General features: G+C 54.3%; 6 protein-coding genes. 2 read left to right on the top strand and 4 right to left on the bottom strand.

Features of this window, described 5'->3' with window-relative positions:
* Positions 1-64 precede the first annotated feature (64 nt).
* Positions 65-1,675: an OprO/OprP family phosphate-selective porin gene (locus Poly41_RS18335; protein ID WP_231615761.1), complete on the bottom strand. Its 1,611-nt coding sequence runs from the start codon at positions 1,673-1,675 to the stop codon at positions 65-67.
* A 373-nt stretch (positions 1,676-2,048) separates the two neighbouring features.
* Complete coding sequence (locus Poly41_RS18330) at positions 2,049-4,241, bottom strand: cation:dicarboxylate symporter family transporter (protein WP_197231421.1); 2,193 nt, start codon at positions 4,239-4,241, stop codon at positions 2,049-2,051.
* Positions 4,242-4,444: 203 nt separating this feature from the next.
* Here Poly41_RS18330 and Poly41_RS18325 point away from each other — a divergent pair, with 203 nt between their 5' ends.
* Positions 4,445-6,094 (top strand): sulfatase-like hydrolase/transferase, encoded by a 1,650-nt coding sequence (locus Poly41_RS18325; protein WP_146528159.1) that lies wholly within the window; start codon positions 4,445-4,447, stop codon positions 6,092-6,094.
* Between the two features lie 8 nt (positions 6,095-6,102).
* Positions 6,103-7,023 (top strand): RluA family pseudouridine synthase, encoded by a 921-nt coding sequence (locus tag Poly41_RS18320; protein ID WP_146528158.1) that lies wholly within the window; start codon positions 6,103-6,105, stop codon positions 7,021-7,023.
* 33 nt (positions 7,024-7,056) lie between these two features.
* Here the strand turns inward: Poly41_RS18320 and Poly41_RS18315 are convergent, their stop codons facing one another.
* A complete protein-coding gene (locus tag Poly41_RS18315) occupies positions 7,057-7,962 on the bottom strand; it encodes an ATP-binding response regulator (RefSeq protein ID WP_146528157.1) in 906 nt (301 codons plus the stop codon).
* Between the two features lie 131 nt (positions 7,963-8,093).
* Positions 8,094-11,768, bottom strand: coding sequence for a PAS domain-containing protein (locus Poly41_RS18310; protein WP_197231420.1), 3,675 nt, complete (start codon positions 11,766-11,768; stop codon positions 8,094-8,096).
* Positions 11,769-11,845: the final 77 nt, after the last annotated feature.

Here is an 11,845-nt window from a genome sequence, read left to right as displayed (position 1 = left end):
TAAAGACTCAGCACTTGGGTGATTGGGGAATCCCAATGGCAATCCCCATCACCACCCGGCTGGGTTAGAAATCGATCATGAATCGCATACCGAGGATCGCGTAGTCACCACCCACACCACTGGCAAGGGGTACCGTGGTATCGTCTGGGCCGCTATTGGATTGGCCCTGACCGGCGTTTTCGATGGTCCCCCAGATCAAGTTGGTTTGCACCTTGGAGTAGGCGGTCCAGTACCAGTTCAATCCTGCGGTGATCGAGTGCCCCGTGCCCCCGCGAATATCGGAATCGCTGAGGGTCAAATAGTCGTACCGCAATGCGACGGCAAACGCTCCCAGGCCCGTCCCGGTGCCACCACAGCAACGATCGACCAAGAAAAAGTTCTCGAACGGTTTGACTCGCCCGATCGTGCCGGTTTTTCGGTCGTACGGAATGTGCTCTCCGGTCAGGAAGTAGGAGGCAAAGACGTAACCACCATGGAAGAACAAGTCGTCTCCGTTGAAGCCACCAAGCGGATCACGTTGGACCCAGTTGCCAAAGTACTCACTGGTGAGTTGGAACGCGCCGACGTTAAGCATGAACTCGTAAGCGAGCTGTTGGTAGTGATTCGCACCGAGGATTCGGTTTGTATTCCACCACCGAGAGTCGCTCCTTGCTTCCGGTCGAGTGCGGAAACGCGCTTCGTTGTTGTTGTCGTCAAGATCCAAATTGCCATCGCCATCCGTTTGGTTCAAGGATCCGGCGAGCGCCAGGTGCAGGTAGCCACGTCCGCCGCTGATGTCGTCGTACCAAGGGCTCGATGACAAGCGGCCATACAGTCCTCCCTCGGTGTAGTCGCCACGGACTCGTCCATCGGTGCTGATGTTTTCCAACAGAAAGGCACCGTATCGCCAATGGAGCAACTCGTCATCGGTGTATCCATACATGCCAATCCCAGGACGGCGGGCATCTTCATTGAAGGTTTCGACTGCCAAGGGCCGTTCGGCAAAGACGTTGTGCCGGCTACTGTTGAGGTGGTCCAGACCAATCGGACGTTTCTGGTTTCCGAGCAGAAGGGTTTGATTGTAGGGCAGGTTGTTCCATCCTACGTACACGTCCTTCATCTCAGCAGCACTGGGATTGTTGAAGTCAATTTGAATCCGGTACAGCATGTTATTGGGAACGGTTCCCTCTAGTTCCAGTCGGATGCGTCGGAAATCCCAGCGGTTCTCAGGGTCGTCGTCGTAGTCGCCCGTTTCAAGGAAGTTAATTCCGGGATCGCTTTCGAGGAAGTTCCAGCTGTCCAGGTGGACCCGACCGCCAAGTTTATACGTCGACTTTTTCTTTTTTTCCGCTGCTTCATCAGCCAATTTTTCCTGGTAGCCTTCCCAGGATTCTTCGATGTCATCAACGCGACTCAGTAGCTTTTCATAGTCGGCCAAGGGAACGGTTTCGGACGTCTCCGCTTCGTTGTCGCTCTCCGCTTCTTTGGAATCCTTGTCGTCGTCTGACTCAAGCAAGGTATAGGCTACCGGCTCGATGCCAGTTGGACTCCCATCGCTTGTGAGCAAGCCTTGGGTAGCGACGAGAGGCTCATTTGCTGTCGCAGTGACGGCTGCCTCGCCGTAGAGAAACGTTGCAGTGACAATGCCAAATGCAACCATCAGGGCGTGCCGCGCCCGAGGGGATTGAAGATTCATGATCGGGAACCATCCTTGGTTTTTGTTGTTCGTCAGTGGACTTTCGCAACTGCAAAAAGCAGCGTGGTGGCAAAAATAGACAGCATCCTGCTGCCGCGGGATTCCGGCTCGAAATCCTCGAGCAGAAGTACCACGCATCCGCTATTTTCAAAGAAATCCTGCTTAACCTAAGGTGATTTTGTCTGGCAGCGATCACGCACAAAGGTTGGGATTGCCATCTAGGCAGTTCATCGTCCTGCTCTTGAGGTGATCAAGCCGCCAAACAGTCAATTCCATCGAATAAGAAGATAAGGTTAAGCTACGTTCGTTTGACTCGGATTCTTCGAAAAGACCCGCAAACTTTACCTTGGCGTTCAACAACACCCCGCTTTCGTCACTCGATCCAACCGAGCAAATCACGCATCACGCACCACCTGGGTGGCCGCGTTTCGGTTCCGCCACCTTTGACCCAGTAGGTATTGAGACGCTCGACGGCTCCGTCGTGGGTTTCGAAATCGAGCCAGCGATCGAGCAAACGGAGCCACTCGGTGTCCGACGATCGCACCGCCATCCCGACCGGTCGACGAATCACAGGCTTCGGAACGACCACGGCATGATCGGGGTACAGCACATTCCAGGCGATCGCTTCGTCGACTCCAAGAATCAAGCCATCCAAGTCAGGGTGCTCGCCGCGGAAATAAGACGCGATCGAATCAAGTACCGTCGTCTGAACATGATCGAGGCGAAGTCTTGCTTCCTCCGCAATGTTCACATGAATCGCGCCAAGTCGTAACGTCTTTTCACGATGCGGGGCATTCCAATCCTGAAACCCATGGCTCTGGTGGTCGGGCAGGACAATCGAGAGTGTCACGGATTGATAGGGCTTAGTGAATCCAACGCGAAGCAGGCGTTCGGGAGTCATCATCAAACCACCGACCACTAAATCCACGTCGCCCGCTTCCAACCGCTCGATCACCGATTGGCGGTTGCAGGGCACAAATTCTAAGCGAACCTTCAACCACTCCGCGAGCTGGTAAACCAATTCGATATCCATACCAACTAACTCGCCGTCACTATTGAAAAACGAGTAGGGCATGTGTTCGGGGTGGTAACCGACACGTAACACCTTTTCGGACCTGATTCGCTCGAGCGTCGACTGATGACCGCCGGGTCGCGAAGGAATCGTGTCCCCCATTCGATAGACGGTGAAGTCTTCAAAATCACTTGAAATTTCTAATGCGAGAAGTCGCTTATCTAAATCGTACTCCACGGCAGTGGTCTTCAGGTACAATCGGCTGGCGAATCCCGCCATTCCCAAGCAGAGCATGATCGCGAGCGCTGATGCCCCAAGCCTTCCCCAACGCACGTGAATGCGACGACTGACAATCAGCGTTACAATGATCGTTAAGGTCATCAAGTGCATCACACCCACAACATCAGCCAATCGCGTGGTGATGAAACCGGGCAGAATGAACAACGCCATCAGGTCTTGCGGTAATTCAAACATTTGCAACAGCGCCGGAATCGTCACAAGCGGACTCGCAAAACCCGAAACGGTTCCTGCCGCGGCCATCATAGCAGTTTGGCCCAGGGACAGATCGCGGCCAACATACCAGGCAGCGAAGGAAACGAAGATGCACGATAGTATTTTGCCGATGTGAGGAAACGGGTAGGCCAGCGGAACCATGACACTGGCGGTCGATCCATCTTCGCTCGCATCCATCTCGGACGTCTTCATTTGTTCAGCCAGCAACTGTTCACATTTCTCGGCAATCTGAGGCAAGACGACGAACAGTTTTCCTACGGCGATCGCGGTTAGCATCGGCTCCTCGGCCGCTCGCAGTACCTTTCGATAGGGGATGTCCGAGATCCCGCTGAGCAGCAGAGGCAACGCAGCGAACGCGGCGATCACGCAGGCCAAGGTGAACAGAATCAGGTAGGCTTGAAGCCGAGAAAACTCATCCAAGCGGATCGTTCCCGATGCGGCCGCAGAGAGTGCAAACAGTCCTAACGGAGCGAGACGGACAAGAAACGAGTTGATTCGGCCAATCCCCGCGTTAAGTATTTCCATCAAATCGACCAATTTCTCCTTTCCAGGTACCCGCATTAGGGCGATCCCCAGGAACAAACAAAAGACAACGATGGCCGGAACGTATTCGTTGCTGATCGCTCGAAAGACGTTGGTCGGAATGAACGTGGTGTTGAAATCGAACGATTGCTGCGCTGCATCTTGTTCGGGGCTGTAGAACGAAGCGCCCTCCACCGGTGGTAGCATCGCTGAGACCAGCACGATCAGAACCATCGCGATGAGCCAAAAGCCTAACAAAACGCCAATTGCTGCGACTGCCAACTTGCTCGCCCGAACGGCATCGAGTCGTGCCGTCTTCGAAATCAGCGAAAGTACCAGGTAGGGCAACACCGTCATTTGCAGCAAGCCAATGTAGGCGTCGCCAATCGGCTTCAGAATCTCGCAGCCTTCGCCAAATAAAATGCCGCAGACGCCACCAAGTACTAAGGCAAGAGCGATCCCATGCCCCTTTCGTGGCTTATGGCTTAGTTTCGTTTGCCGCGAAGTGCGTTCGTCCAAGATCGACGGAGCAACAGGGGCGAGACGGGGATTCTGGTTCAGCGGTCTGCCATGCTTTGTAAAAGGGGAAAACGGGCACCCTAGCTGCACTAGTCTAGCACGTTCGTTTCCAGCCAGGGACGTGTCAACACGGGGCGTCGTCCTTTCGTTACAATCGGCTTTTGCTTCCCTCCCACTCTCCCGCCACCAAATTCGGAGTGACGATGCCACGCCGCACTACCTGCTGGGCCCTTCTCAGCCTGCTTCCGTTTGCTGCAATGACGCCGGCCGTTGGCGCAGACCGCCTCAACGTCCTGCTCATTTGCATCGATGACCTGAAACCCAACCTCGGCTGCTTCGGTGATCCCGTCGCGGTGACCCCGAATATCGACCGGTTGGCCGACCGTGGCGTGCGCTTTGATGCGGCCTATTGCAACCAAGCGGTATGCTCGCCAAGCCGAAACTCGTTGATGACCGGACGGAGACCTCAAAGCATTGGGGTTTATGACCTGCCAACTCACTTTCGATTGGCGGCTCCCGATGTCGTCACGTTCAGTCAGCACTTTGTCAATCAAGGTTATCACGCGCAGGGTTTAGGGAAAATCTATCACACCGGCCATGGCAATAAGGATGACCGCAATTCATGGAGTCGCAATTCGTGGAGGCCGAAAGCTCCCAGCTATGTCACCGCAGAGAGTCTCGATCAGATACGCGTTGACAAACAGGGCAAAAAACGAGGCCCCGCGACGGAGGCGGCAGACGTGGAGGATGCGGTCTATGGTGATGGACAGATCGCATTGGAAGCCATCCAACGCATCGAGGAAATCGCTCGGCAACCGGATCAACCCTTCTTCTTAGCCGTCGGTTTCTTGAAGCCGCATCTGCCGTTCGTCGCTCCACAAAAATACTGGGATCTCTACAACGCGGAAACGTTACCGATGCCGAAAATCCTTTCTGCGCCGGAGGGAGCCCCCGACTATGCGCGGACCGGCAGCGGTGAGTTGTTTAGCTACTCGGACATGGCGGACAAGACAGAAATCGACTCCGCTACGACCCGGCATCTGATTCACGGTTACTACGCTGCGACCAGCTACACCGATGCGCAAATCGGTAAAGTGCTCGACGCTCTGGATCAGCAACAACTTACCGACAAGACCCTCGTCGTGCTGTGGGGGGATCATGGTTGGCACCTCGGTGACCATGCGATGTGGTGCAAGCACACGAATTACGAACAAGCAGCGCGGATCCCCGTCATCGTCTCTGTACCGGGATGCCCACAGGGAGCCGCCACCAACGCCTTGATTGAAACCGTCGACCTGTATCCCACCGTTGCGGACTTAGCCGGCATCGAGATGCCCATTGGATTGGATGGAATCACCCTGGCAGCGGTCGTGCGCGACCCAAAGGCTGAGGGTCGTGAGTTCGTGACACACGTCTATCCTCGACGGGATCGACTTGGCCGAGCGATTCGCAATCAACGCTACCGAATGGTCGAATGGAAGCGACCGGGCGATGCACCCGATTCGGCTGACATCGAACTCTACGACTACCAAAGTGATCCGCTGGAAACCAAGAATCTTGCGGAGCAGTTTCCCGATGTCGTCGCGTCGATGCGAAAACAGCTTGCTCGTCAACCCGAAGCAAAGCCGCAATGGAAAAGTGTGAAGGACTCCTCAGAAGCAAAGGCTAAGCAAGCGGTTCGTGCCAAAGCATTCAAAAAACGTGATTCGGATGGCGACGGATTCTTGACGATGGACGAGTTTCTCATAAACCAACCCGATCCCTCGCAGGCTCCGAAACGCTTTCCCCTGTTCGATCGTGACGGGAATGGTAAGTTAACGGCTGAGGAATACATCAACGCTGGCGCATCGTAGTCACTTTCATGGCAGTCAAAACACTTTCTACCACCATCGCAGCCGATTCCGCTGGCCGTGTCGACTTGGCGGTTCGCGATCTGGTCGAACTCTCTCGCAGCCAGGTCCGCGGTTTGGTGGATCATGGATGTGTCACCGTGAACGGAGTCCTTTGCAAGAACATTGGAGCCACGGTCGACGCCGGTGATGTCGTTTCGGTCCGCTTTGACCCGCATCAACGTTACCACGAAAAAAAGAAAACGTGGGAAGACCGAACCTTTAGCGTTCTGTACGAAGACGAAACCTTGATCGTCGTTGACAAATCAGCGGGTTCGTTAACGGTCCCCACCGATAACAACGAAAAAAACACACTGGTCGAGCGTGTGTCGGTCTACCTGAGCCATTCGCGGGGTGAGCGAGAAGCGTGGGTCGTCCATCGATTAGATCGAGAGGTCAGCGGATTGTTGGTGTTTGGAAAGCGAAAGGATATCGCCGATGCCTTGATCGAGCAGTTCAAGCAGCGAAAACCCGAACGGCTGTATGTGGCGATCGTCGCTGGCGTGATGGATCGCGACGAAGGGCAATTTCGGGCCCATCTGGCAACCGGCAATAACCTCGACCGTTACATTACGCGTCCTTCGGCCGATACCGAGGAAGCGATCACCCACTTTCGCGTGTTGAGGCGACTTCGCGATACCACCTTGGTGGAACTGCAACTGGAAACAGGCAAACGAAATCAAATTCGTGTTCAGCTGGCGGACGTGGGGCATCCGGTCTTGGGCGATCCGCGCTACCAATCACGCAAGGCCCAGCACCCAAAGTGGATTCGCAAGCGAATTGCCCTGCACGCCAAATCGCTAGCGTTCGTTCATCCGGCCAGCGGCGAAACCGTCACCTTTGAATCGCCACTTCCCTCGGCCATGCAGAAGTTTGTCGCTGGAAATCGATAGGTTGGCGAAGCGATGGCCCCACGGAAACTGGACTCACTCAGCCGAATCGTTTGTCCGTTTCACCATCGTAATCTCGTTCCCTTTTTCATTGAACGAGACTTCATCCATAAACGAGCGGATCATGACCAAGCCTCGACCGCCCTCAATGTCCAAGTCTTCTGCTTCTTCGGCCGAAGGCAACTCGGACGTATCAAATCCATTGCCTTCGTCACGAATGATGAACTCAAGCCGGTGCAAGCCAAGGTTGGCACGGAAGTGAATCTTCCGGTCGGCGTAAGGCGATTCGTTCAGGCGACTTTCGACGAGCGAGGCCTCACCTTCAACAGCGATTTCCTCGTCGTCAAGCATTTGCTGGCGTGACAATTCCAAGTTGCCATGAAACATTGCGTTCAAAAGCGCTTGTTGCACCGCCATCCCAATACGGGCCCGTTCGACATCGTCGCACAGATGCAGACCGCCTGCGACTTGTTGCATCAGATTGACGAGCGGGTCGATCAAGGCTGGCTTGCTGTCGAGCGTAAACTGGTATTCGTTGTAATCGAGGTGTTCAATCAGATTCTTGTAGCTCATTTCGGTTTCCATCAGGCTGAGAACCCGATCGATCGAATCAAGCAGCGAATCATCCACCGCAGATTTTGGCAAATAGCATGCCGCACCGACCTTCAGTGCCTGATAGGCCAATTTCTCACTCCCCTCAGCGGCAATCAGAATCACAGGAACCGGCGACTGTCGCCTCTGCAATTGCTGAACCAACCCGAGTCCATCGAGATTTGGCATTTGCATGTCGGTCACGACGATGTCTGGGATGTCTTTTTCAATCATATCCAGCGCGATCGCGCCGTCGGCTGCAACTTCCACTTCGTGTGAGTCTTCTTCAAGCAGTGCCTTGAGCATCACGACTTGCGTCGGACTATCTTCTGCCAACAATACCCGCGCCATGACGCAACCTCGTTCCAGCTTTCGTAGGACGGCAATCGCAAACGCGAAACCGCCGCTCAGTTCCAATACGTTTGCTTCCCCACTCTATAATAAAGGTATCGTGTCCGAGAAGAAAGCGTGCGCAATCGCCATCAGCTCGATGATTGCTGAATAAATTGGTCCGTCTCGAAGAGGGTTTGATCAATGGCATCGGCCAAATAGGCCAAATCCTCTTCTGCTGCGTCGATATCTTCGTCAAGATTGTATTGTTCCAATTTCGCAGTCGTTTCAGCGACTTGGGTCGCCCCAATCGCGAGTGCCGCTCCTTTGAGCGTGTGAGCATTCGACTTCAAAGCGGCCGGATCCCGATGATTGATCGCGTCTGCAACGTTTTTCCGAAGCGTCTTGCTTTCTTCCGAAAAAGCCTGAAACAGTTCAACGGTCAATTCCCGGTCTTCCCCTACCGTCTGATTTAATCGTTGCCAGTCGATCATCTTTGCCGATTCGGCCGACTCCGGCTCGCGTGACGTTTCCCGGTTCGGGTCTGTCTCGATCGCCTTGGCGTTGGGGGGAGCCATTGACTCGGGCTGGCAATCCTCTGGCTCTTCCGCTGACTCGGCATGGCAATCCCCTTGCTCTTCCGCTGCGACAGGTTGTCGCTTTTGGGGTGTTTTGGACAACACGCCGGCGATTTTCTCAAACAGCATCGCCATCCGAATGGGCTTTGGGACATACTCGTCCATTCCCGCGTCGATACACCCTTCGCGGTCACCTTTCATGGCATGTGCGGTCATCGCGATGATCGGCATATGCTTTCCCGTCTCTTTTTCTGCGTTTCGAATGGCCTTGGTCGCCTCGAGGCCGTCCATTTCGGGCATTTGTACGTCCATCAACACCAGATCAAATTCCTTCTTGGCCAACCACTCGATCGCCTCTTTTCCATTGTTTGCAATGGTCACCTGATGCCCATGTTTGCGCAGAACCCCAACGGCCAATTTCTGGTTGACGACGTTATCTTCGGCAAGTAGCACCTCCAATTCGTCCAAGCCATAGTGGTCATGGGAATGGTGAGTCGGATCGTCTTCGCAAACCGTTACACCCAAAGCGCGCACGACCGAATCGAACAACTCTGATTGCTTGACGGGTTTCATCAAGCGATCTGCGATTTTGAGTTCGTCGCGACGTTGTTTGTCGCCAGGACGGCCTCCCGAGGTGAGCATAATGATGGGCATCTCGGAGGCTGTCTTGCGCTCGCGGACTTTCTCGGCAAAGTCGAAACCATCAAGATCGGGCATGTTCACGTCGGCGATCGTCAATCCGAATGGCGTCTGATCCTGGCTGGCAGCTTCAAGTTTTGCGATCGCTTCCTCGGTACCGCTTGCTAACGTCGGTTTCATTCCCCAATTGCTTAGCATTTCGTGAAGGATCAACCGATTCGTTTCATTGTCATCCACCACCAAGACACGCGTTCCGCCAACCACAACCGCGCCGCGAAGGTTGTTCGTTTCGACGTTGTCGGGTGCCTGTTCCAATTCAATCGTGAATTTGAAACGGCTTCCAATACCGACTGTGCTTTCAACCCAAATGGTTCCCCCCATCATCTGCACCAACCGTGACGAAATCGCCAGCCCCAGGCCCGTCCCGCCAAACCGTCGCGTCGTTGACGAATCGGCCTGTTCGAATTCATTGAAGATCGTCTTACACTTATCGGGAGGAATCCCGATTCCCGTGTCGCGGACTCCGACCAACAACTCCATTTCTTGTTCCGACCGTGATTGCAACTCAACGTCGACAACCACTTCTCCTCGCTCGGTAAACTTGATGGCATTTCCCACCAGATTGATCACCACCTGACGCAGTCGGCCAGGATCGCCGACGACGAACGCAGGGATATCCGGGGCAACGCGAAAGGCAATTTCCAACCCCTTCGAATGGGCCCGGACGGCGAGCGTCTTCATCGTGTCGCCCAAGTTTTCCCGCAGATCGAACGGGATGCTGTCGATGTCCAGCATGCCAGCTTCGATCTTGGAGAAGTCCAAGACATCGTTGATGATGGAAAGCAGTGCATCGCCTGACTCTTGAACCATTTTCAAGTAGTTGCGTTGCGAGACATCGAGCTTCGTATCGAGCAGCAGTTCGGTCATGCCAATGATGGCATTCATCGGCGTGCGAATCTCATGACTCATGTTTGCCAGGAAATCGCTTTTGGCTCGATTGGCAGCATCCGCAGCTTCTTTCGCCCTCAGCAGCTCGACCGTTGCGATTTTGCGAGCCGTGATGTCTCGCCCAATGCCAACGATCCCGACGACTTCGCCCTCTTTATTGCGCAGCGGGACTTTGGTGGTTAACAACCAAATCGGGCTGCCATCGGCGTGCTGAGACGATTCCTCTTGATCCAACAAGGGCTCACCCGAACGCACCACTCCTTGGTCATCGGCGACAAAGTTGCAGGCCAATTCAGGTGGATTGAAATCATAGTCGGTTTTGCTAACGAGTTGGTCTAATGATTCAAGTCCTAACAGTCTTAAAAGTGCCGTGTTGCCGGTGATATAGCGACCATAGCGATCCTTGACGTAAATCAAATCCGGAATGTTGTTGGTGATGGTCTTGAGCAGATCCCGCTCTCGCGCCAATTCCAATTCCGCACGAATCTGCTTCGTCACGTCTCTTGAAACACCAAACGTACCGATGATTTCACCCGAGGGATCGCGAAGTGGCATCTTGGTGCTCGAAACCCAAGTGTCCTCACGGTCGGGCCAGGTCTCCTGCTCAACTTTGCCGACAATGGGTTCCCCAGACTCAATGATCTGCCGCTCATCTGCAAGCGCTTGTTGCGCATGTTCGATCCCAAAAAAGTCGGCGTCCGATTTGCCGATCACAGCCGCCGTATTGTCCAATTCAAACAGCTTCGCGAGCGCCCGGCTGACTCGTAAAAAGCGACTACGTTTGTCTTTGAAATAGACTGCGTCGGGCACGTTGTCCAACAACGTGTCCATTAGAAACTGGGACTGTTCCAACTCCAACTGATTGCGTTTCGACTGCGTCACATCCCAATAGATCGCCTGAAGCCCATTCATTTGATCGTCGGCGTCGAACGTCGGAAGCTTGAGGACTTCGACATAGGAACGACAGCCGTCCGCTTTTTGATGTTCTTCGACGACGTGTTCTGGCTTGCCACTTTGCATGACCGCCTGATCATTTTCGGAATAGACCTTGGCGAGATCTGCGGGAAAAAGGTCAAAATCGGTTTTGCCCATCAACTCGTCGAGTGACGCGTGCATCGATTCACAGAACTGTTCGTTCGCGTAGGTGATCTTGCCGGCCCGATCCTTACAGATGACGCAAACCTGGACTTGCTCGCGAAGCCGTTGGTGATCGCTAAAGGATTCGAGTGCCTCGGATTCCTTTTGGCTTAGGTGAGATGATTCGCGGAGCGAAATCACTTGCGCGATCGCGTCGATTCGAATCGGTTCTCCCACGGGATTGACTGCAACGGTCAACTGCTCGTCTAACCACGTTGTTTTTCCATGCTCGTCCGTCACCCGATACTCGTGCCGGAGTGTCTTCTCTTGAACAACGCTTGCCAAACTTCGCCCCACCAAGATGCGGTCTTCTGGGTGGATACGCCGGTCGCGATGGGACGCATCGGGCGTTTGGTTCGCCGAGATTCCAAACGCCTTTTCGGCTGCTGGGTTCAAGTAGATCAACCGCTGCCCGTCAAGGGTCGACGACCAAATGATGTCCGATACTTTATCGAGTATCGATTGCGAAAGCTCGAACGGTGTCCGCAGAACTAAGACGTCTCGTTCGGACGGAGAGTGATTCATGCAGATAAGCCTCGGTGCAAGTGAACTAGACTTGTAGTTTAGCTGCCCGCCGCCCCCATTACATGCTTTTGCGGCCC

This window comes from Novipirellula artificiosorum (genome assembly GCF_007860135.1).
Classification (GTDB): Bacteria; Planctomycetota; Planctomycetia; order Pirellulales; family Pirellulaceae; genus Novipirellula_A; species Novipirellula_A artificiosorum.
This window is presented reverse-complemented; position numbering and strand designations above follow the sequence as displayed.

What these genes read in the sequence shown, in the direction of transcription:
- Poly41_RS18320 (WP_146528158.1), top strand. Translation starts at nt 6,103, where the DNA reads ATGGCAGTCAAAACACTTTCTACCACCATCGCAGCCGATTCCGCTGGC.
- Poly41_RS18315 (WP_146528157.1), bottom strand. Translation starts at nt 7,962, where the DNA reads ATGGCGCGGGTATTGTTGGCAGAAGATAGTCCGACGCAAGTCGTGATG.
- Poly41_RS18310 (WP_197231420.1), bottom strand. Translation starts at nt 11,768, where the DNA reads ATGAATCACTCTCCGTCCGAACGAGACGTCTTAGTTCTGCGGACACCG.
- Poly41_RS18325 (WP_146528159.1), top strand. Translation starts at nt 4,445, where the DNA reads ATGCCACGCCGCACTACCTGCTGGGCCCTTCTCAGCCTGCTTCCGTTT.
- Poly41_RS18335 (WP_231615761.1), bottom strand. Translation starts at nt 1,675, where the DNA reads ATGAATCTTCAATCCCCTCGGGCGCGGCACGCCCTGATGGTTGCATTT.